Raw genomic sequence first — 21,837 nt, 5'->3', positions numbered from 1 at the left:
GCGGTGATCAGGATGCCGCGGGCACCGCGGCGGCGACCGCAGCCTCGACCGTGGCATGGCGGAACCCGAAACCGCTGCCCTCGAGTACGTCAGGTACGACGTGCATGTCGGCGGTGAGGATCGCCTCCGTCGCGTCACGGCCGAGCACCAGCTTCATGCCCCACTCCGGCGCCCTTACCAGGAACGGCCGGTTCATCCGCACTGCGAGAGCGAATCCGAGATCGTTCGCCGTGGCGCGCGTCGGTCCGCTCAGGTTGACGGGGCCGTCCATCCCGGCGTCGATGACGTGGCGGATCGCACGCACCTCGTCCTCGAGCGAGATCCATGGCCACACCTGCGTGCCCCGGCCGATGGGCCCGCTGAGCCCCGCCTTCGTCAGCAGGAGCAGGGGAGCCAGCACGCCGTCGCGATGGACCACCGGCGCCGTGCGCAGCAGTGCGACCCGCGCATGATCGCCCGCGGCCCGCGCCGCGCCCTCCCACTCACCGCACAGATCGGCGAGGAAGGTCTCACCGCGCTCCGACCGCTCCGTGAGACGCACTCCCGGCGCCGAGCCGTAGTAGCCCACGGCCGACGCGGACACGAAGGCCGGGGCATCCGTTCCCAGCTGCCGGATGGCGCGCGCGAGAGCCTGCGTCGGCGTGATGCGGGACCACAGCAGGGTGTTCTTGTAAGCGGGCGTCCACGGGAAGCGCCCGATGCTCGCCCCGTTCAGGCCGACGACGGCCGTGGCCCCGTCGAGTACGCCCGGGTCCAGCGGACGGTCGTCGGTGAGCCACTCGACCTCGTCGGGGGATTCCGCGGGACGGCGCACGAGCGTCGTGATCCGCACGCCGTCCGCGCGGAGGCTGTCGACCAGGGCGCTCCCGATCAGACCGGATGCCCCCGCCACGACGATGCGGCGGGCGGCATCCGCTGCGGGTTCAGGCAAGCGTCGCCTCGAGTGTGATCTCGATGCCCGCGAGGGCCTGCGAGACGGGGCATCCGGTCTTCGCGCCCTGGGCGATGCGCTCGAAGTCCTCGGGCTCGAGTCCCGGGACGACGGCGTTGACGTTGAGGTGGCTGCCGGTGATGCCCGTACCGGGCTTGAAGGTGACCGACGCGGTCGTGTCGATGGACTCCGGGGGCGTGCCGTTCTCTGCGAGCGCGTGCGAGAGCGCCATGCTGAAGCAGGACGAGTGCGCGGCCGCAATGAGCTCTTCGGGAGTCGTCACCGTGGTCGACCCCTCGCTGCGGGCCTTCCAGTTGACGTCGAAGGTGCCCAGCCCCGACGACACGAACGACACCTCGCCCGATCCGTCGGCAAGGCCGCCCTTCCAGGCGGTGGTGGCTTCGCTCGTGACGGTCATGGGGGCCTCCTCGATCGTGGTGCGCCCGACCACCGGGCGCTTCGCGGTCAGCCTAACGGCGACGGATGCCGCGGCGCGACGGGTTGACGGTGCTCGAGGAGTCGATCACGCTGAGCGCGGGCTCGCCCGGCCGACGATGCCGGCCCGCTGCAGGACCAGGTAGAGCTGGCAGCCCAGGCACAATCCGAAGACGGCGTTGAGGAAGGCCGCCACGAACGCGGCGGCCGCGGCGATCGTCAGTGCCCAGGGGACCCCTGCCAGGTGGAGGACAAGGCCCACGACCGCGACGAAGAGGCCCACGCCCTGGGCGAAGCGCGGCGGACGCGGGTCCTCGAGCTCGGTCGGGGGCGCCAGGCGCGGCGCGACGGTCTTGCGGTACAGCACGCCCCACGGTGCGGTGCGCGGCGAGAGGACGCCCCACAGGAACAGCAGCGCCGCCACGAGCAGGAGCAGGAACGCGGGGTCGAGGAAGCGCTGGAGTGGGCTGGCGAACGTGATCAGCCAGGCGGGCTTTCCCGCCACATACGCGAAATCCATCGACTGATCGAGCCACGGGACGGAAAGCATCCGGCCATCGGGCAGCTGTGCCGTCGAGAGTCCGGTGAGTCCGAGGAACACCACGATCAGCAGCAGCGCGGATGTGATGGCGGCGGCGAAGCGGGGTCCGCGCGGGTCGATGCCGCGCCGAGACGCGGCATCCGGTCGGTCAGACATTCGCGTTCTCGGCGGTGAGGCGCTTCAGCTCCAGCTCGAGCACATCGCGGCTCGGGATGCCGCCGAACCGGGTCTGGACGACGCCGTGGCGATCGAGCACGAGAGTGGTCGGCGTCTGGAGCACATGGAAGTGCTTCGCGATGTCGGGGCGGTGCGTCAGGTCGATGTCGAGGTGGCGCACCCCCGGGTGGCTGTCGGCGATCGTCGAGAGCGTGCGGTGCACGCCGGGGCAGCGGGCGCACATCTCGGTGCTGAACTGCAGCAGGGTGGCGGACTCGCCGAGGGCGTCGGCCCCGAGGCGGTGCGGTTCGACCACCTCATGGGCGATGTCGCGACGGGGCCGGGACTGGCTCCAATTGAGGAGGACGCCGAGGGCCACCGTCGCCGCGAGCAGCACGGCGAGGGCGATCAGAGCACCGACCAGGGTCACAGCAGATCAGGCTAACCCCTTTCGGGCTCGAGCTGGGCGCAATGGCGGAAGATGACATCCCGCCGCGGCTGACCCCCGCCGGCTCCGGCGCGGGTATCGTGGCAGCCGTGACGACGCCGATCCCGACCCCGTACGAGGACCTGCTGCGCGATGTGCTCGAGCACGGCACGCACAAGTCGGACCGCACCGGCACCGGCACCACGAGCTCGTTCGGGCGCCAGATCCGCTTCGATCTTTCGCAGGGCTTCCCCCTGATCACGACCAAGCGCGTGCACTTCAAGTCGATCGCCTATGAACTGCTGTGGTTCCTCCGTGGCGAGTCGAACGTCCGGTGGCTGCAGGAGAACGGCGTCACCATCTGGGATGAGTGGGCCGACGCCGAAGGAGAGCTGGGGCCCGTCTACGGAGTGCAGTGGCGCTCGTGGCCGACTCCGTCCGGCGAGCAGATCGACCAGATCTCGCAGGTGCTCGATCAGATCCGGTCGAATCCGGACTCCCGCCGGCTGATCGTGTCGGCGTGGAATCCCGCCGACATCCCCGACATGGCACTGGCGCCCTGCCACGCCCTGTTCCAGTTCTACGTCGCCGACGGAAAGCTGTCGTGCCAGCTGTATCAGCGCAGCGCCGATCTCTTCCTCGGTGTTCCCTTCAACATCGCCTCGTACGCGCTGCTGACGCTCATGATCGCGCAGCAAGCCGGCCTCGAGCCGGGTGACTTCGTGTGGACGGGCGGCGACTGCCACATCTACGACAACCATCTCGATCAGGTTCGCGAGCAGCTCACCCGCGAGCCGTACCCGTACCCGGCGCTGCGCATCACCCGCAAGCCCGAGTCGATCTTCGACTACACGTACGAGGACTTCGTCCTGGAGGACTACCAGCACCATCCCGCGATCCGCGGCGCCGTCGCGGTATGACCGCCCCGGTCGGGATGATCTGGGCCGAGGCGGCCGACGGCGTGATCGGCGCCGACGGCGGCATGCCGTGGCACGTCCCCGAAGACATGGCGCACTTCAAGACCGTCACGATGGGCGCTCCCGTCGTCATGGGACGGCGCACCTGGGAGTCGTTCCCCGACCGCTTCCGCCCGCTGCCCGGGCGACGCAACATCGTCGTGACGCGCCAGGAGGACTGGACGGATGACGGAGCCGAGCGCGCCGGCTCGCTCGAGGCCGCGCTCGCCGCGGCCGGCTCCGACGATCCCGAGCGCATCTGGATCATCGGCGGCGGCCAGCTCTATCGCGAGGCGATCTCGGTGGCGGATCGCCTGGAGGTGACCGAGCTCGACGTCGAGGTGGACGGCGACACCCGTGCGCCGGACCGCGACGGATGGCGAGCGGTGCGAGAGGACCCGGCGCAGGGGTGGCACACCTCGCGCTCCGGCATCCGGTACCGCTTTCTGACCTTGGAACGCCCCGCCTAGGCTGACGGTCATGGCGAAGACGGCACTCATCACCGGTGCGAGTTCTGGACTCGGAGCCGAGTACGCGCGGCAACTCGCGGCCAAAGGCGCCCACCTCGTGCTCGTCGCACGCGACCGTGATGCGCTGGACCGATTGGCCAAGGGGCTGCGGGCGACGTACGGCGTCGAGGTCGAGGTGCTGGCGGCCGACCTGCTCAACCCGCGGCAGCGGGCGCGGGTCGAGGAGCGCCTCGCGGATCAGGCGCGACCGATCGGCGTGCTGGTCAACAACGCCGGCTTCGGCCTGCCCCTGTCGTTCGAGTCCAACGACATCGACGACGAAGTGGCCCACCTGCGCTTGCACGTCGAGGTGCCGATGCGGCTGACGCATGCGGCTCTCGGTGCGATGCTCGCCCGCGGGCACGGCCGGATCCTGAACGTCGCCTCGGTCGCGGCGTTCATCCCACGCTCGACGTACGGCGCATGCAAGGGCTGGCTCGTGAGCTTCAGCCGCTGGGCGAACGGCCGCTACGCCCCGCGAGGGGTCACTGTGACCGCTGTCTGTCCCGGGTACACCCACACCCGTTTCCACGAGCGCATGGGCCTCGCGCCCGGCAAGGAGGGGATTCCCGACGCCCTCTGGCTCGACGCGCGCGATGTCGTGGCTGCCTCCCTGCGCGATGCCGCGCGCGGCATCGCGGTGTCGGTCCCGTCGCTGCGCTACAAGATCCTCGTCGCGCTCGCGCGGTTCGCGCCGCCGTCGGTCGCCGCCCGCGTGGGCGAGCGCGGCCGCTGACCAGCGGGCGGCGAGGGGCGCGGCATCCCGATACCCTGAAGGCATGACGCATACGGGCAATCCCTTCGGACAGGTGCTCGTCGCCCTCATCACCCCGATGACGGCCGACGGCGAGGTCGACTGGCCCGCCGTCGAGAAGCACATCGACGATGTCGTGACCGCGGGCGCGGACGGAATCGTCGTCACCGGTACCACCGGCGAGACATCGACCCTGACGGATGCCGAGAAGATCCGCCTCGTGGAGGTCGGCAAGGACGTCGCCGCCGGGCGCGCGAAGATCATCACGGGCGGCGGCTCGAACGAGACCGCGCACGCGATCGAGCTCTACAAGGCCAGTGAGAAGGTCGGCGCCGACGGCATCATGATCGTCACGCCGTACTACAACAAGCCGACGCAGGCGGGCATCCTCACCCACTTCCGTCTCGTGGCGGACGCCACGGATCTGCCGGTGATCCTCTACGACATCCCCGGCCGCACCGGCGTGCCCATCCGGTACGAGACGATCCTGCGCCTGGCCAAGCACCCGAACATCCTCGCGATCAAGGACGCCAAGGGCGACTTCAGCGAGGTGAGCCGCGTGCTCAACCAGACCGACCTGATGTACTTCTCCGGCGACGACGCCAACATCCTGCCGCACCTCGCGATCGGCGCCACCGGCCTCATCGGCGTCACGGCGAACATCGCCGCGCAGCCGTACCGGGTGATCGTCGACGCGGTCAACCGCGGCGATCTGACGGCAGCCACGGCCGCTCACATGCAGCTCGAGCCGCTCGTGCGCGCTGTGATGACCCACGTGCCCGGCACGGTGTCGGCGAAGTACATCCTGCACGGCCTGGGGCGGATCTCGAGTCCTCGCGTGCGCCTGCCGCTGGTCGGGCCCGAGGAGTGGGAAGCCGCCAAGATCGAGGATGAGCTCGCCCTGGTCCGCGACGTGCCGGGTGCAGACTTCTCGAACTTCCGCCCCGACCGCAACGCCGCCGCCGGCGGAGCGCTGCCGAAGGTGTCGGGCACCACCAGATGACACAGCGCGTCGCCCTCCCCGATCGGGACGACGGCGCGGATGAATGAAAACGGATGCTTCGGCGTCCGAGGGAGGCTGACAATGCCCACGACCCCATACGACCCGCCCGAGCTCGAAGCGGGGACCCTCCGGGTCGTCCCGCTCGGCGGCCTCGGCGAAGTCGGCCGGAACATGACCGTGTTCGAGTACGGCGGCAAGCTGCTGGTCGTCGACTGCGGCGTGCTGTTCCCCGAGGAGCACCAGCCCGGCGTCGACCTCATCCTGCCGGACTTCGAACCCATCAAGGGCCGCCTCGACGACATCGTCGGGGTGGTGCTGACCCACGGTCACGAAGACCACATCGGCGCCGTGCCCTACCTGCTCAAGCTCAAGAGCGACATCCCGATCATCGGCTCCGGGCTGACGCTCGCGCTCACCGAGGCCAAGCTCAAAGAGCACCGCATCAAGCCGTACAGCCTGACCGTGGCCGAGGGCCAGCGCGAGAACCTCGGCCCCTTCGAGCTCGAGTTCGTCGCCGTCAACCACTCGATCCCCGACGCGCTCGCCGTCGCGATCCGCACGCCCGCGGGCCTCGTGCTCGCCACCGGCGACTTCAAGATGGACCAGCTGCCCCTCGATGGCCGGCTGACCGATCTGCGCGCCTTCTCCCGCCTCGGCGAGGAGGGAGTGGACCTCTTCCTCGTCGACTCGACGAACGCCGACGTGCCCGGCTTCACGCCGCTCGAGCGCTCGATCGGGCCGGTGCTCGACCAGGTGATCGGCAAGGCTCCGCGCCGCGTGATCGTCGCGAGCTTCTCGAGCCACGTGCACCGCGTTCAGCAGGTGCTGGATGCGGCAGCCGCGCACGGCCGCCGGGTCGCACTCCTCGGGCGCAGCATGCTGCGCAACATGACCATCGCGGAGGAGCTCGGCTATCTGCACGTTCCCGAGGGCGTGCTGATCGACTACAAGAAGGCGCGAGACCTGCCCGACGACCGGATCGTGTACATGTCGACCGGTTCGCAGGGTGAGCCGATGGCGGTGCTCAGCCGCATGGCCAACCTCGACCACGCCATCGAGCCGGGTCCCGGCGACACCGTGATCCTCGCCTCGAGCCTCATCCCGGGCAACGAGAACGCGGTGTACCGCGTGATCGACGGGCTCACCAAGCTCGGTGCGAACGTCGTCCACAAGGGCAACGCGAAGGTGCATGTGTCGGGTCACGCCGCAGCCGGCGAACTGCTGTACTGCTACAACATCCTGAAGCCCCGCAACGTCCTGCCGGTGCACGGCGAGTACCGCCACCTCATGGCCAACGCGCGCCTCGCACAGGACACGGGCATCGATGCGGAGCGCACGATCCTCGCCGACAACGGCACGGTCATCGACCTCCGTGACGGCGATGCGCGCGTCGTGGGTCAGCTCGACCTGGGATTCGTCTACGTGGACGGCTCGACCGTCGGCGAGATCACGGATGCCGACCTCAAGGATCGCCGGATCCTGGGCGAGGAGGGCTTCATCTCGGTCATCGTCGTGGTGGATGCCTCGACCGGCAAGATCATCTCCGGGCCCGAGATCCACGCGCGCGGATTCGCCGAGGACGATGCGGTGTTCGAAGCCGTCAAGCCCAAGATCGCCGCCGCCCTCACCGAGGCCGCCCAGTCCGGCGTACGCGACGCGCACGCGCTCTCGCAGGTCGTGCGCCGCACGATCGGCCGCTGGGTGAATCAGTCGCTCCGGCGCCGGCCGATGATCGTCCCGCTCGTGATCGAGGCGTAGCCGAGATCACCGCAGGCGGAGTATCGAGGCGTAGCCGAGATCACCTCAGGCGGAGTATCGAGGCGTAGCCGAGTTCACCACAGGCGGAGTATCGAGGCGTAGCCGAGATCACCATCGGCGGAGTATCGAGGCGTAGCGCCCGAAGCGCCGCGCGCTTGCGGGCGAATGTCGCCTCCGCGGCTTACCGTGGAGGAATGGCCAGGAGCACCAGCCCGACCAAGGGATCGCGCGCGTCTTCGGGCGCGTCCTCCGCCGCGTCGAAGACACCGTCATCGCGCGCCCGCAAGCCCGCCCCGGCACCCAAGCGCTACGTCGGCGAGACCGACAAGCCTCCCTTCGCCGCACGGGCGTGGCTCGGGCTTGCGCACGCGACCGGCGGGCTCTTCCGCGCCTTCGGCCCCGAGACGCTCGAGAAAGAGCAGCGTCGCGACGGATTCCCGTTCCTCCTGGTCCTCCTCGCGATCGCGGGTGCCGTCAACGAGTGGTTCTTCATCGGCAACGAGGTCGCCAAGACGATCAGCGCCTATTCGGTCGGGATGCTGCTGGGCCGCGAGGCGTTCGTGCTGCCGGTGCTGCTGCTCCTTCTCGCCGGCTGGATGTTCCGTCACCCCTCGTCGGTGCACGACAACGGCCGGGTGGGCATCGGCTTCGGCCTGCTGATCATCACGATCGCGGGCTTCTGCCATGTGGCGGGCGGCCGGCCCCAGCCGAATGACGGACTGCCGACACTGAGCGAGGCGGGGGGACTGTTCGGCTGGATGCTCGGCGAGCCGCTCGCGATGCTGCTCACCGATGTGGGCGCCTACATCGTGCTGTCGCTGCTGGCCGTGCTCAGCATCCTGATCCTCACCAAGACTCCGCCCAATCGCATCGGCAGCCGTCTCGGCGACCTGTACGCGTGGATGTTCGACGCCGAGCCGCGTGAAGAGAAGTCGAAGGCCGACAAGGCAGGCGCGGAGGCCTCGGATGCCGAGGACGACGACGACTCCGATCCGTCGCTGCCGTGGTGGCGTCGCAACAAGACCGGGCGCGAGAAGGACCCCGAGGACGGCATCGGATCGCAGGACCTCACCACTCTGCTTCCTCCGGGCCCGCCGCAGGGCGGCTTCGATCAGGCGATCGCCCCCGTCGTGCCGCCGCCCGCCGATGCGCTCACCGAGGTCATCGATCCGTCCGTGCTGTCCGCGGCGAAGGCGGCCACCTCCTCGTCCCGCACGTCGCTGCGCGACGACTCCGACACCGGGCCGGTCGACGACGGCGTACTGCCCGGGCTCGACGGGATCGGGTCGCAGGAGTCCTATGACTCGCCCTCCGCCCCGTACCGGCTTCCCTCGGTCAATGCGCTGGCTGCGGGCACTCCGCACGTCGCGCGCTCCCAGGCGAACGACGACACCGTGCGCGCCATCACCAGCGTGCTCGACCAGTTCTCGGTCGACGCGCGTGTCACCGGCTTCTCGCGCGGTCCGACGGTGACGCAGTACGAGATCTCGCTCGGGCCCGGCGTGAAGGTCGAGCGCATCACCGCGCTGACGAACAACATCGCCTACGCCGTCGCGTCGAACGAGGTGCGCATCCTCGCGCCGATTCCCGGCAAGAGCGCGATCGGTGTCGAGATCCCCAATGCCGATCGCGAGATCGTGACCCTCGGCGACGTGCTGCGTTCCGCGAATGCGACGAACTCCACTCACCCGATGACGATCGGCGTCGGAAAGGACGTCGGCGGCGGATACGTCGTGGCCAACCTCGCGAAGATGCCGCACCTTCTCGTGGCCGGCTCGACCGGTTCCGGAAAGTCCAGCTTCGTCAACTCGATGATCACGAGCCTGCTGATGAAGGCGAAGCCGGCCGACGTGCGCATGGTGCTCATCGACCCCAAGCGCGTCGAGCTGACGTCGTACGCGGGTGTGCCGCATCTGATCACTCCCATCATCACGAACCCCAAGAAGGCCGCCGAGGCGCTGCAGTGGGTCGTGAAGGAGATGGACATGAGGTACGACGACCTCGCGTCCTTCGGCTTCCGCCACATCGACGACTTCAACAAGGCGGTCGTCGCCGGCGAGATCACTCTTCCGCCCGGCAGCGAGCGCGTGCTCAAGCCGTATCCGTACCTCCTGGTCGTCGTCGACGAGCTCGCCGACCTCATGATGGTCGCCCCGCGCGACGTCGAGGACTCGATCGTCCGCATCACGCAGCTCGCCCGGGCCAGTGGCATCCATCTGGTCCTGGCGACGCAGCGTCCGTCTGTCGACGTCGTGACAGGCCTCATCAAGGCGAATGTGCCGTCGCGGCTCGCGTTCGCCGTGACCAGCGTCACGGACTCTCGCGTCATCCTGGATCAGCCCGGCGCCGACCGCCTGATCGGGCAGGGTGACGGACTGTTCCTGCCGATGGGCGCGTCCAAGGCGATCCGCGTCCAGGGCGCCTGGGTGAGCGAGCAGGAGATCGAGACCGTCGTCAAGCATGTCACCGCACAGGCGCGACCGGAGTACCGCTCCGACGTGCAGGCGGCCGTGGAGAAGAAGGAGGTCGACGCCGACATCGGAGACGACCTCGAACTGCTCCTGGCCGCGGCGGAGCAGATCGTCTCGACGCAGTTCGGCTCGACCTCGATGCTCCAGCGCAAGCTGCGTGTCGGCTTCGCCAAGGCCGGGCGCCTGATGGACCTGCTCGAGTCGCGCGAGATCGTCGGGCCGTCCGAGGGCTCCAAGGCCCGTGACGTGCTGGTGCGCCCCGATCAGCTCCCGGAGGTTCTGGCCCGGCTGCGCGGCGAGGACCCGCCTGCGGCTGCTCCCGCGGCTGCCGGCGCCGACGAGGATCGGTACGGGGCGGATGCTGTCGCGTCGCAGTTCGACGGCATCCCGACGGTCGAGGGCGACGAGGGTTCGGAGGACGCCTGGGGCCTGACCGGCCGGGACTGACTCCGGTGCGCCGATAGGGTCGACGCATGGCGATTCCGCGGCAGCTCCCGAACGCGATCACGATCGTGCGCATCCTGTGCGCTCCGGTCTTCCTCTGGATGCTGCTGGCCGACGGTGGTGCGGACGGCGCGCTGCGGTGGTGGGCGGCGGTGCTGTTCATCGTCGCGATTGCGACGGACGGGCTGGACGGCTATCTGGCCCGCCGCCACGACATCGTCACGGATCTGGGCAAGCTCCTCGATCCGATCGCCGACAAGGTGCTGACGGGATTCGCGTTCGTGGGGCTGTCGATCCTCGCCGAGCTGCCGTGGTGGGTCACCATCATCGTGCTCGTGCGCGAGATCGGGATCACCGTCTACCGCTTCGCCGTCGTCAGCGACCACGTTCTCGCGGCGGCGTGGATGGGCAAGCTCAAGACGGTGGCGCAGGCCGTCGCGCTCTCGCTCGCGCTCCTGCCGCTGTGGATGATCGTCGGCGAGTGGATCTGGTGGCTCAACGGCGTGACGATGACGATCGCGGTCCTGCTGACGGTGGCGAGCGGCATCGACTACATCGTCAGCGAGGTGCGCGGCGCCCGGAGGAAGGCCTCGGAGTGACGGCCGACGCGGGGGAGCTGCACGCGTCCCCGACGTACGAGGCGGCCGCCCAGGTCCTCGCGGCGCTCGTTCGCCGCGGCTGGACGATCGCCGTGGCGGAGTCGCTCACCGGCGGACTCGCGACGTCTGCGCTCGTGGATGTGCCCGGAGCCTCCGCGGCGGTGCGCGGGGGAGTCGTGGCCTACTCGACCGAGGTCAAGCGCGACGCGCTCGGCGTGGATGCCGGCTTGCTCGATGCGGTGGGCGCCGTCGACGTGACGGTGGCATGGCAGATGGCCGACGGCGTGCGCCGCATGCTCGGAGCCGATGTCGGCGTGTCGACGACCGGCGTCGCGGGCCCTGAGCCGCAGGACGGGCAGCCGGTGGGCACGGTCTGGATCGCGGTCGTGACGCCCTCGGGCGAGTCGACGACGCTGCACGTCTTTGCGGGGGATCGCCCGGCGATCCGTCGGCAGGCCGTGGCTGCCGCTCTCGCCGAGACGATCCGGCAGTTGTGACCGGCGAATCCGGTCGGGCGGAATACGTCGTGTTGCGTGTCGGTTACATTCGGCGATTCCCACCCATCGCACAGCCGGCAGGGTTAGATTGGCTTCATCCGGTGCGGTACTGTTATCCACCCGGATAGCGGCGGAATCAGAAGTGAGGAGGGGGCCCCGATGATCCTGGTACGTCAAGAGATCGGCGAAGTTCTTCGTGATTTCCGCCAGCAGAAGGGTCGTACCCTCCGCCAGGTGGCAAGCCGCGCGAGTGTCGCGCTGGGCTACCTGAGCGAGGTGGAACGCGGTCAGAAGGAAGCCTCGAGCGAGATCCTCGCGTCGGTGGCCGAGGCACTGGATGTGCCCATCTCGACCATCATGCGAGAGGTCGGCGACCGCATCTCCGTCATGGAGGGTCTGCAGCCGTTCCCCGACGTCGTCCCCGACGATCTGGTCGCGTCGGTCGACGCCGAGCTGTCGCTGCGCTGAGCGCAAGAGCACCCTTCGGCAGAAGTCAGGAGACGGGCACCGCTTTGCGTCGCAGTGAGTTCGACCGAGCCGTCGCAGATGAGTTCCAGGGCCGCGCGACCGCGGTCGTGACGGACCTCGTGCTCACGCAGGTCGGCGGCCGCACCGCGGCCGAGGCGATCGAGGCGGGCGTCCCCCCGCGCGAGGTCTGGCTTGCACTGTGCGACGAGCTCGATGTGCCGGCGGAACGCCGATACGGCGTCGGTCGCATCGAACCGCGCCGTCGCTGACACACGACCACGACGCGCCTCGTGAGGGCATGACCGAACGTATTCGCGCTCACGAGGCCTCCTCTTGCCGTTGCGACGGGTGAAGTCATCGCTGCCGGACCGTGTCGCACGCGCGGCAGATGTCGTGACGAACGGCACTCGCCGATGGCTGGACCGCTGATCAGACTGGCCCCTGTACGAACTGCATCCGCCATGCGGATCGGGGCCGATCACGACCAACGGAGGACACGTGCTACTCAGCGTCAACACATTCGTAAGTCTGGACAGCGTCATGCAAGGGCCCGGAGCGCCCGACGAAGACATCAGCGATGGATTCGATCGAGGAGGGTGGCTCGTCCCCCTGGTCACCGAGGAATCCGACGAGATCGTCAATTCCTGGTTTCGCAAAGCTGAAGCGATTCTGATCGGCCGACGCACGTTCCAGATGATGCGGGCGTATTGGTCACAGGTGACCAATCCCGACGACCTCGTCGCAACCGCGCTCAACACCTGGCCGAAGTACGTCGTCAGCCAGACACTGTCCGATGACGACGCGGCGTGGGGCCCGACGACGGTTGTGCGCGGAGACGTCGTAGACAATGTGCGTCGGCTGAAGGAGGGGAGCCGCAGCGCCGGTGAGCTTCAAGTGCACGGCAGCTGGCGACTTGCCCGGACTCTGCACGACGCAGGACTGGTGGACATCGTACGGATTCTGCAGTTCCCGCTGGTGGTCGGCTCGGGAAAGCGGCTGTTTCCCGAGGATGCGGCGCCCGCCGGATATACGGTCGATTCTTCGGAGTCGCGTGTTCTGCCGAACGGCACCGTGGCGCTCACCTTGCGCACATCGAACGTTGGACAGGTCGATGCCGGGTCCTATCTCGTCCACGACGGGCAACGTATCGAGGGGGCCGAGAACTAGCACGGGTGCCAACCTCCCCGTCGGTGAACGACCAGGCCGCAATGCGGGCGGCGTGTCGAGTCGTCATTCGAGACGGCTCGTTCGCCGCCCGTCAGGAACCGGCACCTGCCTCTTCGCGGCGTGTCGAGTCGAACGGGTGTTCGAGTTCCGCGTAGGCTCCTCCACAGCAGGAGTCGAGGACGTTTCTGTCCACGGACGGGGAGGAACAGCGCCGGATGTCGGAGCCCTTCCCTAACGTGAACAGCGTCGAACGACACCTCACGCCTTGTCGCAGCATCCGTCCCGTCCGGGGTGGAGCGCGACAGCCTACAGGCGACGGAACACGAGTAGAAGGAGCACGTCATGCCCTCAGCAGTTGACCGCGAGAAGGCCCTCGAGTCGGCCCTCGCCCAGATCGACCGGCAGTTCGGAAAGGGCTCGGTCATGCGGCTGGGCAGCGACGACCGCGCTCCGGTCGAAGTCGTCCCCACCGGGTCCATCGCCCTCGACGTCGCCCTCGGCATCGGCGGGCTGCCCCGCGGACGCATCATCGAGATCTACGGCCCGGAATCGTCGGGTAAGACGACGCTCACCCTGCACGCGATCGCGAACGCGCAGCGCGCCGGCGGCATCGCCGCCTTCATCGATGCCGAGCACGCTCTCGACCCCGACTACGCGCAGAAGCTCGGCGTCGACATCGACGCTCTGCTGGTCTCACAGCCCGACACCGGTGAGCAGGCGCTCGAGATCGCCGACATGCTCGTGCGATCCGGGGCGATCGACCTCGTCGTGATCGACTCCGTCGCCGCCCTCGTGCCGAAGGCCGAGATCGAGGGAGAGATGGGCGACTCGCACGTGGGTCTGCAGGCGCGCCTGATGTCGCAGGCTCTGCGCAAGCTCACGGGTGGGCTCAACCAGACCAACACCACCATGATCTTCATCAACCAGCTGCGCGAGAAGATCGGCGTGTTCTTCGGATCGCCCGAGACCACCGCGGGTGGCAAGGCGCTCAAGTTCTACGCGTCGGTGCGTCTCGACATCCGTCGTATCGAGACGCTCAAGGACGGCACCGACGCCGTCGGCAACCGGACCCGCGTCAAGGTCGTCAAGAACAAGATGGCCCCGCCGTTCAAGCAGGCCGAGTTCGACATCCTCTACGGCGTCGGCATCTCCCGCGAGGGCAGCCTCATCGACTTCGGCGTCGAGCACGGCATCGTGAAGAAGTCGGGTGCGTGGTACACGTACGACGGTGAGCAGCTCGGTCAGGGCAAGGAGAACGCGCGCAACTTCCTGATCAAGAACACGGATGTCGCAGCCGACATCGAGTCGAAGATCAAGGTGAAGCTGGGCATCGGCGTGCCGAAGGGTGAGGCCGCCGTCCCCGTCGACGACGAGCTCGCAGCGCGCCGCCCGGCGTGACGACGCGACTGATCCGGACATCGTGGACAGCATGAACGGGGGCGGGTCTGACGACGGACTCGCCCCCGTCATCCCGCTCTTCGGCGACCGCACCGCGACGGCCGCTGCCGCGGCGGCACGACGCGCCGCGAACACCGGACCCGAGGAGAATCGTGGGGTCGTGCCCGCGTTCCCCGGATCCGAAGCATCGCCGGTCTGGCATTCCAGCTGGATCGACGGCGACGACGAGGCGGGCGCGGCGGAAGAGGAAGACGCGTACGACGCGTGCGGTGCGATCGAACGCGACATCGCCGAGAAGAACCTGCTGAAGAAGCTCCGCACCCGATCGCTGTCGGTGCGCGAAGCGCGCGCGGTCGTCGCCGAGCGCGACCTCGATGACGAAGCGATCGAGGCGGTGCTCGACGGCTTCCTCCGCCGCGGCTATCTCGACGATGCGGCGCTGGCCGAGCAGCTCATCCACGCGGGCGTCGACCGTAAGGGGCAAGGGCGGCAGGTGATCGCGCAGACGCTCGCCAAGCGCGGCATCCCGCGAGACGTCGCGGATGCCGCCCTCGCGGCTCTTCCCGATGACGATCTCGACAGGGCGCTCGAGTTCGCACGCACCAAGGCCCGCTCGCTGCGCGACGTCGACCGCGACACCGCGCTGCGCCGGCTCACCGGTCAGCTCGCCCGCCGCGGGTATCCGGGTTCGCTGGCGATGACGGCGGCGCGCCAGGCGCTGGACGAGCAGGGCGGCTCGGGTCGCAGCGGCGTGCGATTCCGCTGACCGTCGGCCGCCGGCACAGCGCCGGCCCGGGTCAGGCGGCTCGTACAATGGCTGACATCATGACTTCGCCCTCCGCCACCCCGACTCTCATCGCACCGTCCGCGGCTGCACTCGGAGTCGACGGCCGAGCGCGCACCTACGAAGTGCGTACGTTCGGCTGCCAAATGAACGTGCACGATTCCGAGCGGCTGTCCGGGTCACTCGAGAGTGCCGGCTACCTGCGTGCCGAGGCCGGCGAAGTAGCCGACGTGGTCGTGATCAACACGTGCGCCGTGCGCGACAACGCCGCAGGCAAGCTCTACGGCACGCTCGGGCACCTCAAGTCGCGCAAGGACAAGCGCGAAGGCATGCAGATCGCCGTCGGCGGCTGTCTCGCACAGATGGACAAGCAGGCCGTGCTCGACAAGGCACCGTGGGTGGACGTCGTGTTCGGCACGCACAACATGGGGTCGCTCCCGAGCCTGCTCGAGCGGGCACGACACAACGGCGAGGCCGAGCTCGAGATCCTCGAGTCGCTCGAGATCTTCCCCTCGACGCTGCCGACCAAGCGTGACAGCGTCTACAGCGGCTGGGTGTCGATCTCGGTCGGCTGCAACAACACGTGCACCTTCTGCATCGTGCCGAGCCTGCGCGGCAAGGAGAAGGACCGCCGTCCCGGCGACATCCTGAACGAGATCCGCCTGCTCGTGGACGACGGCGCGATGGAGGTCACGCTGCTCGGTCAGAACGTGAACTCGTACGGCGTCGAGTTCGGCGACCGGCAGGCTTTCGGCAAGCTTCTGCGGGCGGCAGGCGAGATCCCCGGACTCGAGCGGATCCGCTTCACCAGCCCTCACCCCGCGGCCTTCACCGACGATGTGATCGACGCGATGGCCGAGACGCCCGCCGTCATGCCGCAGCTCCACATGCCGTTGCAGTCGGGAAGCGACCGCATCCTCAAGGCGATGCGGCGTTCGTACCGCAGCGAGAAGTTCCTCGGCATCCTGGATCGCGTCCGCGCGAAGATGCCGCACGCCGCGATCTCGACCGACATCATCGTCGGTTTCCCGGGCGAGACCGACGAGGACTTCGAAGACACCATGCGCGTGGTGGAGCAGGCTCGCTTCGCGACGGCGTTCACGTTCCAGTACTCGATCCGCGAAGGCACGCCGGCAGCCACGATGCCCGACCAGGTGCCGAAAGAGGTCGTGCAGGAGCGCTACGAGCGGCTGATCGCCCTGCAGGAGCGCATCTCACTCGAAGAGAACCAGAAGCAGGTAGGTCGCGAACTGCAGGTGCTCGTCTCGACGGGCGAGGGCAAGAAGGATGCCGCGACGCATCGCCTCACCGGACGCGCCGAAGACAACCGGCTCGTGCATTTCGAGGTCCCGGAGGGTTCGCCCATCCCGCGCCCGGGTGATGTCGTGTCGGTCGTCGTCACCCACGCCGCTCCGTTCCACCTCCTCGCCGATGCTCCAGATGGGGCGCCCCTGCGCATCCGTCGAACCCGCTCCGGTGACGCCTGGGATCGCTCGCAGGCGGAATCGTGCGCGGTGCCGGCGCCGTCCGAGCCGGGTGCGACTCGCGCCGTCTCGCTGGGACTTCCCACGCTGCGCGTCGGCGTGTGAAGGCAATCGGTCGTTGAGCGAGGAGCGCGGCGACGAGGCGAAACGCCTCGAACCGCGGGAAGAGGCCCTCGTCTCACCTCACCCGGGCAGACCGGCAGGCTCCGGCACGCAGCCGCGCCTCTGGGCCGTCGTCGGTGCCACCGGCACGGGCAAGACCGGACTGTCGCTCGATCTCGCCGAAGCCCTCGCCCGGCGCGGTCGCGCAGCCGAGATCGTCAACGCCGATGCGATGCAGCTGTACCGCGGCATGGATATCGGCACGGCCAAGCTGCCCGAAGCCGAGCGCCGCGGCATCCGTCATCATCTTCTCGACGTGCTCGAGGTCACCGAAGAAGCGGCGGTCGCGTGGTACCAGGAAGCCGCGCGCATCGCGATCGCACAGATCCACGCTCGCGGCGCCGACGCCATCCTGGTGGGCGGCTCGGGCCTGTACATCTCGAGCGTGCTGTTCGATTTCCGCTTCCCGCCGCGCGACGAAGAGGTGCGTGCGCGCCTGGAGGCCGAGCTCGAGGCTGACGGACCGGGTGCTCTGTTCGCCCGGCTGCGGGAGCTCGACCCCGCGACGGCGGGCAGGATCGATCCCCGCAACGGGCGGCGGATCGTGCGTGCGCTCGAAGTGCTGGAACTGGGGGAGCGCACCCACGGGGCGGCTCTGCCGGCGCAGCCGACCCTGTGGCGAGAGCCGACGACGATCGTCGGCGTCGGCGTTCCGCGTGACCAGCTCGTCGTCCGGCTGGACCAGCGTGTCGAGAAGATGTGGCGCGACGGGCTTGTCGACGAGGTACGCGCGCTGCGGGAGCGAGGTCTCGAACGCGGCGTGACGGCGCGCCGGGCGATCGGCTACGCGCAGGCGCTGGCTCAGCTGGACGGCGATATGGCCGAGGCCGATGCGATCGCCGAGACGCAGGCCCTGACCCGCCGCTATGCCCGGCGGCAGGTGTCGTGGTTCAAGCGATATGACGATGTTCACTGGACCGAGCCGGGGGTGGATGCGGCGACACTGGCAGACTCGAGGGCATGACCGTCGACATCCGCTCCTTCGCCGTGTCCGATACGGACGCCGTCGTCTCGCTCTGGCAGGAGACCGGCCTGACCCGTCCGTGGAACAACCCGTACCAGGACATCAACCGCAAGCTGTCCGTGCAGCCCGAGCTGTTCCTCGTCGCCGTCGCCGGCGAGACCGTCGTCGGCTCGGTGATGGCGGGCTACGACGGTCACCGGGGGTGGCTCTACTACCTCGCGAGCGACCCGGCCCGCCGCGGCGAGGGGATCGGGCGCCGGCTCGTCGAGGCCGCGGAAGAGCGATTGCTGGCGATGGGATGCCCCAAGGTCCAGCTCATGGTGCGACCGGAGAACAACGTCGCACAGGGGTTCTACGACGCGCTGGGCTATGACACGTTCGAGACCTGGGCCACGGGCAAGCGCCTGATCGCCGATTGACCCACCTGCTTTCCCCGCCGGGCGGCACCCTCAGTCGGCGTCTCCCTGGGGATCGCGAACCGTCCGTGCCTCGACCTGGGCCGTAAGGCCGAGCTCCAGGAGGAGCGCACGCAGCACCAGGCTGGTCTCGCCCACGGCCTCCTGACCCGCGCGGCCGATCAGCGCGCTGAGAAGCTGACCGCGGGCGTTCCGCGCGGCGTCGACAGCCGCCCGCGCGCGACGGGTGAGCGTGAGCGTGCGACGACGCCCGTCCTGGGCGTCGGCGGTGACGTCGAGGTAGCCGTTGCCTGCCAATTCGGCGACTGTCTTCGACATCGCCTGCTGGCTCACGCCGAGAGCCTGTGCCAGTTCCGTCACGCTCTGCGGGGAGGTCAGGAGGCGCTGGAACACATACCCGTGGCGGACGGTCAATCCCTCGAAGCCGGACGCGCGCAGCGACGCGAGCACGTGCCGATCGACGGCGCCGCCGGCGATCGAGAGGAGGTCGATGACGGTCGGCGCGGGGAGGGCTTCATTCACACAACTATGGTTGTGTATTATTTCACGCATGGCAACCACCACCCATGACGACACGGAACAGCTCGTCCGTCGCTACTTCGGCATCGTGGCCGACTTGGGCTCGTCCGTCGCGGATCTCGATTCCGTGGCCGCGCCGGACGCCGTGTTCCGGGAGCTTCCCAACCCGATCTCGCCGGGCGGGGCCACTCGCGACCTCGAGGCGACCCGCGCCGGGTTCGCGGCCGGAAAGGCGCGGCTGACCGCACAGCGGATCGACATCGAAGAGATCCTCGTGATGGCCGATCGCGCCGTGGTGCGATCGCGATGGGAGGGCGAGATCGGAACCACTCGCATCGTGGCCCACATGGCCGGCTTCGTGCGCGTGCGCGACGGCCTCATCGTCGAGCACATCACGTACGACTGCTACGAGCCCTTCTCGCTCTGAGGGCCGCGTGCCGTCGTCGGGCCCGTGACCGCGCGGGCCGCGCCCCCCGTCACCCCCGCACGCGTCCGCGCGATCCCGCGAGCGCGGCGGGGAGTGCGTTCGGGCAATGCCAGACGGGCCCGCTGCGTCTCGTCGAGCGGCTGGTGCACCTCGACGTACTCGCCGCCGGGCAGGCGGACGATGCGGCCGGTCTCGAAGCCGTGCTCGAGCAGATCGCGGTCCTTGCGCTGAAGGCCCAGGCATACTCGCTGGGCGACCGTGCATCCGATCAGCGGACCGACGACGAGCGCCGCCTGCAGCGTCCCGATGACGCCCTCGATGCTGAGTGAGAACGCGGTGGCGATGATGTCGGCCCCGCCCGCGGCCCACAGCACGCCGGCGAAGATCAGGCCGGCCACGCCGATGCCGGTGCGCGTCGCCGACGCCCGCGGTCGGTCGAGGAGGTGGTGCTCCCGGCGGTCGCCGGTCACCCACTCCTCGAGGAACGGGTAGGTCGCCACGACGGCGAAGAAGAGGCCGATCACCGCCAGGGGAGCCAGGACCGCGAGCGTCCACGTGCGATCGAGCCACACGATCTCCCATCCGGGCGGCACCAGGCGCAGCGCGCCGTCGAGGAAGCCGGTGTACCAGTCCGGCTGGCTGCCCGCGCCGGCGTTGCCGGGGTCGCCGGGTCCATACAGCCACACCGGGCTGACCACGACGGTCGCCGAGATGAGCACGAGCAGGGCGCTGACGAGGAGGAACAGCCCGCCACCGCGGACCGCCGCGGTCGGCAGGAGCGGAATCCCCACGATGTTCTGCTCCGTGCGTCCCCGACCCGGGAACTGGGGCGGACCCTGGCGCCACGCCATGACGGCCCGCACGACGACGAGGACGAGCAGCGCGCCCGTGAAGACCACGATGTGCAGGGGATAGAGGTTCTCGATGATCCGTCCGGGGAACGAGCCTCCGAAGAGGAGCGAGGCCATCCAGGTGCCGACGAAGGGGATGCCGAGCACGATGCCCTCGACGATGCGCAGCCCCGTTCCCGAGAGCATGTCGTCGGGGAGCGCATAGCCACTCCATCCGCCGGCGAGGGCCGCGAAGAACACCAGGACCAGGATCACCCACATCGCGCGCCGCGGACGGCGGAATGCTCCCGTGAAGAACGTCGTCACCAGTTGCAGGACGATCGCAGCGGGAAGGAGCAATGCCGCCCAGTGGTGCGCCTGACGGATGAGTCGGCCGCCGGGGACGTCGAACGTGATCAGCATCGTCGAGGCGTACGCCTTCGAGACCGTGGCGCCGTGGAGCGGCGCATATGATCCGGTGTAGGTCGTGGGCTCGCTCGACGGGACGTAGAAGACCATGAGCCAGATCCCGGTTACCACGATCACCGCGATGCAGGCGGCGGTGACGATGCCGAACAGGTTGGTCCAGTGACTCGGTACCCGCCGCTGCCGCAGTCGGTCCCAGACGTCGGCGACGCGGTGCCCGAAGACCTGCGCGTTGCCGATCCGCTCGGCAAGGCGATCCGTGACCGAGCGGTGACGTTCGTCAGCCGTCGGCCTGGCGGGGTGTGCGATGCTGCGCATGACAGCCTCCTCGTGAGGGTTCACACATACGACACCGTTGCCGGGGCGAATGTGACAGGCATCGCATCGCGGGCCTGCTTCGCGGCCCGCCTCTAGACTGGAGGCATGCCGCAGACCGTCTCGTTCACGAAAGGTCACGGCACGGGCAACGACTTCGTGATCGTGCCCGACCCCGACGGCTCGCTCGAGCTCTCCGACGATCAGGTCGCCGTGCTGTGCGACCGTCGATTCGGCATCGGGGCCGACGGCATCCTGCGCGTGGTGCGAACGAACGCGATCGACGAAGGTGTCGAGTTGACGGCATCCGAGTCGTCATCCGGCCCCGTGGAATGGTTCATGGACTACCGCAACGCCGACGGTTCGGCGGCCGAGATGTGCGGCAACGGGATCCGCGTCTTCGCGCGCTATCTCGCCGAGGTCGGCTGGGCTTCGCTCGACGACGGGCCGCTCGCCATCGGCACGCGCGCCGGAGTGAAGACGGTCACCCGCAGTGAGCTCGGACTCGAGGTCGACCTCGGGCCGTGGCGCGTGGACGACGCCGACGTGCTGGTGCGGGCGCGGGGGATCGGCGCACCTCGCCCGGGTCTGGGGATCGACGTCGGCAATCCGCACGTCGTCGTCGCGCTGCCCGACACGCGAGAGCTCGACGGGCTCGACCTGACGGCGCAGCCGCAACTGCACCCCGAGCCGGCGCAGGGCGCCAACGTCGAGTTCGTCGTTCCCGCCGATCCGCTCGTGCGAGACGGCGTCGGCGCGATCCGCATGCGGGTCTTCGAACGAGGCGTCGGTGAGACTCTCAGCTGTGGCACCGGCGTCGCCGCCGCGGCGCTGGCGGTGCGGCACTGGGCGGGCCCGGCGGCTCCCGATCACTGGGCGGTCGACGTTCCCGGCGGGACGCTGGGCGTGCGGATGCCGGAGGTCGACGGCGAGCGTCACGTGCTGCTGTCAGGCCCTGCGACGCTGGTGTACTCGGGCGAGGTCACGCTCGCCTGA

At 69.1% G+C, this 21,837-nt stretch carries 24 protein-coding genes; 18 read left to right on the top strand and 6 right to left on the bottom strand.

The genetic code is table 11. The annotated features are described in order from the left end of the window. Positions 1-7: 7 nt before the first annotated feature. The 4 genes from HF576_RS07395 to HF576_RS07380 all read right to left on the bottom strand — a co-directional run bounded on the left by HF576_RS07395 (position 8) and on the right by HF576_RS07380 (position 2,493). Positions 8-931 carry a TIGR01777 family oxidoreductase gene (locus tag HF576_RS07395; protein ID WP_168912182.1) on the bottom strand — a complete coding sequence of 308 codons (924 nt, stop codon included), beginning with the start codon at positions 929-931 and terminating at the stop codon, positions 8-10. Then, positions 924-1,349, bottom strand: coding sequence for an OsmC family peroxiredoxin (locus tag HF576_RS07390; protein WP_168912181.1), 426 nt, complete (start codon positions 1,347-1,349; stop codon positions 924-926). Before HF576_RS07390 ends, HF576_RS07395 begins: the two co-directional genes overlap by 8 nt. 105 nt (positions 1,350-1,454) lie before the next feature. Continuing rightward, positions 1,455-2,063, bottom strand: a complete 609-nt coding sequence (locus HF576_RS07385) for a DUF4395 domain-containing protein (protein ID WP_168912180.1) — start codon at positions 2,061-2,063, stop codon at positions 1,455-1,457. Beyond that, positions 2,056-2,493 (bottom strand): thioredoxin domain-containing protein, encoded by a 438-nt coding sequence (locus HF576_RS07380; protein WP_168912179.1) that lies wholly within the window; start codon positions 2,491-2,493, stop codon positions 2,056-2,058. The genes HF576_RS07385 and HF576_RS07380 overlap by 8 nt, the downstream gene beginning before the upstream one ends. 107 nt (positions 2,494-2,600) lie before the next feature. On the opposite strand from HF576_RS07380, the gene HF576_RS07375 reads away from it, so the two are divergent. The 16 genes from HF576_RS07375 (at position 2,601) to HF576_RS07300 (ending at position 18,327) form a co-directional block, all read left to right on the top strand. Continuing rightward, a complete protein-coding gene (locus HF576_RS07375; protein WP_168912735.1) occupies positions 2,601-3,410 on the top strand; it encodes a thymidylate synthase in 810 nt (269 codons plus the stop codon). Further along, the gene (locus tag HF576_RS07370) at positions 3,407-3,916 is read left to right on the top strand and encodes a dihydrofolate reductase (RefSeq protein WP_168912178.1); all 510 of its coding nucleotides are present in this window, start codon (positions 3,407-3,409) and stop codon (positions 3,914-3,916) included. The genes HF576_RS07375 and HF576_RS07370 overlap by 4 nt, the downstream gene beginning before the upstream one ends. 10 nt (positions 3,917-3,926) lie before the next feature. Then, positions 3,927-4,691, top strand: coding sequence for an SDR family NAD(P)-dependent oxidoreductase (locus tag HF576_RS07365; RefSeq protein WP_168912177.1), 765 nt, complete (start codon positions 3,927-3,929; stop codon positions 4,689-4,691). 43 nt (positions 4,692-4,734) lie between these two features. Further along, positions 4,735-5,712 carry a 4-hydroxy-tetrahydrodipicolinate synthase gene (gene dapA, locus HF576_RS07360; RefSeq protein WP_168912176.1) on the top strand — a complete coding sequence of 326 codons (978 nt, stop codon included), beginning with the start codon at positions 4,735-4,737 and terminating at the stop codon, positions 5,710-5,712. Between the two features lie 81 nt (positions 5,713-5,793). Further along, positions 5,794-7,470, top strand: a complete 1,677-nt coding sequence (locus tag HF576_RS07355) for a ribonuclease J (protein WP_168912175.1) — start codon at positions 5,794-5,796, stop codon at positions 7,468-7,470. A gap of 194 nt (positions 7,471-7,664) precedes the next feature. Continuing rightward, positions 7,665-10,388: an FtsK/SpoIIIE family DNA translocase gene (locus HF576_RS07350; RefSeq protein ID WP_168912174.1), complete on the top strand. Its 2,724-nt coding sequence runs from the start codon at positions 7,665-7,667 to the stop codon at positions 10,386-10,388. A gap of 26 nt (positions 10,389-10,414) precedes the next feature. Next, positions 10,415-10,984 (top strand): CDP-diacylglycerol--glycerol-3-phosphate 3-phosphatidyltransferase, encoded by a 570-nt coding sequence (pgsA, locus tag HF576_RS07345; RefSeq protein WP_168912173.1) that lies wholly within the window; start codon positions 10,415-10,417, stop codon positions 10,982-10,984. After that, positions 10,981-11,481: a CinA family protein gene (locus HF576_RS07340; RefSeq protein ID WP_343234202.1), complete on the top strand. Its 501-nt coding sequence runs from the start codon at positions 10,981-10,983 to the stop codon at positions 11,479-11,481. The genes pgsA and HF576_RS07340 overlap by 4 nt, the downstream gene beginning before the upstream one ends. Positions 11,482-11,640: 159 nt before the next feature. Further along, positions 11,641-11,949, top strand: coding sequence for a helix-turn-helix domain-containing protein (locus tag HF576_RS07335; protein ID WP_168912172.1), 309 nt, complete (start codon positions 11,641-11,643; stop codon positions 11,947-11,949). Between the two features lie 44 nt (positions 11,950-11,993). Then, a complete protein-coding gene (locus HF576_RS07330; RefSeq protein ID WP_168912171.1) occupies positions 11,994-12,218 on the top strand; it encodes a DUF3046 domain-containing protein in 225 nt (74 codons plus the stop codon). Positions 12,219-12,447: 229 nt separating this feature from the next. Continuing rightward, positions 12,448-13,116, top strand: coding sequence for a dihydrofolate reductase family protein (locus HF576_RS07325; RefSeq protein WP_168912170.1), 669 nt, complete (start codon positions 12,448-12,450; stop codon positions 13,114-13,116). A 342-nt stretch (positions 13,117-13,458) separates the two neighbouring features. Then, positions 13,459-14,514, top strand: coding sequence for a recombinase RecA (recA, locus tag HF576_RS07320; RefSeq protein WP_168912169.1), 1,056 nt, complete (start codon positions 13,459-13,461; stop codon positions 14,512-14,514). Positions 14,515-14,545: 31 nt separating this feature from the next. Then, positions 14,546-15,280: a regulatory protein RecX gene (locus HF576_RS07315; RefSeq protein WP_168912168.1), complete on the top strand. Its 735-nt coding sequence runs from the start codon at positions 14,546-14,548 to the stop codon at positions 15,278-15,280. A 59-nt stretch (positions 15,281-15,339) separates the two neighbouring features. Continuing rightward, positions 15,340-16,887 (top strand): tRNA (N6-isopentenyl adenosine(37)-C2)-methylthiotransferase MiaB, encoded by a 1,548-nt coding sequence (gene miaB, locus HF576_RS07310; protein WP_168912167.1) that lies wholly within the window; start codon positions 15,340-15,342, stop codon positions 16,885-16,887. A gap of 13 nt (positions 16,888-16,900) precedes the next feature. Then, entirely contained in the window at positions 16,901-17,908 is a 1,008-nt protein-coding gene (gene miaA, locus HF576_RS07305; protein WP_168912166.1) for a tRNA (adenosine(37)-N6)-dimethylallyltransferase MiaA, read from the top strand. Continuing rightward, entirely contained in the window at positions 17,905-18,327 is a 423-nt protein-coding gene (locus tag HF576_RS07300) for a GNAT family acetyltransferase (protein ID WP_168912165.1), read from the top strand. The genes miaA and HF576_RS07300 overlap by 4 nt, the downstream gene beginning before the upstream one ends. 30 nt (positions 18,328-18,357) lie before the next feature. Here HF576_RS07300 and HF576_RS07295 read toward each other — a convergent pair whose 3' ends face one another. After that, a complete protein-coding gene (locus HF576_RS07295) occupies positions 18,358-18,846 on the bottom strand; it encodes a MarR family transcriptional regulator (protein WP_168912164.1) in 489 nt (162 codons plus the stop codon). Between the two features lie 28 nt (positions 18,847-18,874). Between HF576_RS07295 and HF576_RS07290 the strand changes: the two genes are divergently transcribed. Continuing rightward, positions 18,875-19,270, top strand: a complete 396-nt coding sequence (locus HF576_RS07290; protein ID WP_168912163.1) for a nuclear transport factor 2 family protein — start codon at positions 18,875-18,877, stop codon at positions 19,268-19,270. Here the strand turns inward: HF576_RS07290 and qcrB are convergent. After that, on the bottom strand, positions 19,249-20,844 hold the full coding sequence (qcrB, locus tag HF576_RS07285) for a cytochrome bc1 complex cytochrome b subunit (RefSeq protein ID WP_168912162.1): 1,596 nt from the start codon (positions 20,842-20,844) through the stop codon (positions 19,249-19,251). The genes HF576_RS07290 and qcrB overlap by 22 nt on opposite strands. Positions 20,845-20,949: 105 nt before the next feature. Here qcrB and dapF point away from each other — a divergent pair, with 105 nt between their 5' ends. Next, complete coding sequence (dapF, locus tag HF576_RS07280) at positions 20,950-21,837, top strand: diaminopimelate epimerase (RefSeq protein ID WP_168912161.1); 888 nt, start codon at positions 20,950-20,952, stop codon at positions 21,835-21,837.

It is taken from the genome of Microbacterium salsuginis (assembly GCF_012524205.1).
GTDB classification, from domain to species: domain Bacteria; phylum Actinomycetota; class Actinomycetes; order Actinomycetales; family Microbacteriaceae; genus Microbacterium; species Microbacterium salsuginis.
This window is presented reverse-complemented; position numbering and strand designations above follow the sequence as displayed.

Coding starts and splice junctions, on each gene's coding strand:
- dapF (WP_168912161.1), top strand. CDS start 20,950: ATGCCGCAGACCGTCTCGTTCACGAAAGGTCACGGCACGGGCAACGAC.
- qcrB (WP_168912162.1), bottom strand. CDS start 20,844: ATGCGCAGCATCGCACACCCCGCCAGGCCGACGGCTGACGAACGTCAC.
- dapA (WP_168912176.1), top strand. CDS start 4,735: ATGACGCATACGGGCAATCCCTTCGGACAGGTGCTCGTCGCCCTCATC.
- recA (WP_168912169.1), top strand. CDS start 13,459: ATGCCCTCAGCAGTTGACCGCGAGAAGGCCCTCGAGTCGGCCCTCGCC.
- HF576_RS07390 (WP_168912181.1), bottom strand. CDS start 1,349: ATGACCGTCACGAGCGAAGCCACCACCGCCTGGAAGGGCGGCCTTGCC.
- HF576_RS07290 (WP_168912163.1), top strand. CDS start 18,875: ATGGCAACCACCACCCATGACGACACGGAACAGCTCGTCCGTCGCTAC.
- HF576_RS07350 (WP_168912174.1), top strand. CDS start 7,665: ATGGCCAGGAGCACCAGCCCGACCAAGGGATCGCGCGCGTCTTCGGGC.
- miaB (WP_168912167.1), top strand. CDS start 15,340: ATGACTTCGCCCTCCGCCACCCCGACTCTCATCGCACCGTCCGCGGCT.
- HF576_RS07335 (WP_168912172.1), top strand. CDS start 11,641: ATGATCCTGGTACGTCAAGAGATCGGCGAAGTTCTTCGTGATTTCCGC.
- HF576_RS07370 (WP_168912178.1), top strand. CDS start 3,407: ATGACCGCCCCGGTCGGGATGATCTGGGCCGAGGCGGCCGACGGCGTG.
- HF576_RS07355 (WP_168912175.1), top strand. CDS start 5,794: ATGCCCACGACCCCATACGACCCGCCCGAGCTCGAAGCGGGGACCCTC.
- HF576_RS07365 (WP_168912177.1), top strand. CDS start 3,927: ATGGCGAAGACGGCACTCATCACCGGTGCGAGTTCTGGACTCGGAGCC.
- pgsA (WP_168912173.1), top strand. CDS start 10,415: ATGGCGATTCCGCGGCAGCTCCCGAACGCGATCACGATCGTGCGCATC.
- HF576_RS07300 (WP_168912165.1), top strand. CDS start 17,905: ATGACCGTCGACATCCGCTCCTTCGCCGTGTCCGATACGGACGCCGTC.
- HF576_RS07385 (WP_168912180.1), bottom strand. CDS start 2,063: ATGTCTGACCGACCGGATGCCGCGTCTCGGCGCGGCATCGACCCGCGC.
- HF576_RS07315 (WP_168912168.1), top strand. CDS start 14,546: ATGAACGGGGGCGGGTCTGACGACGGACTCGCCCCCGTCATCCCGCTC.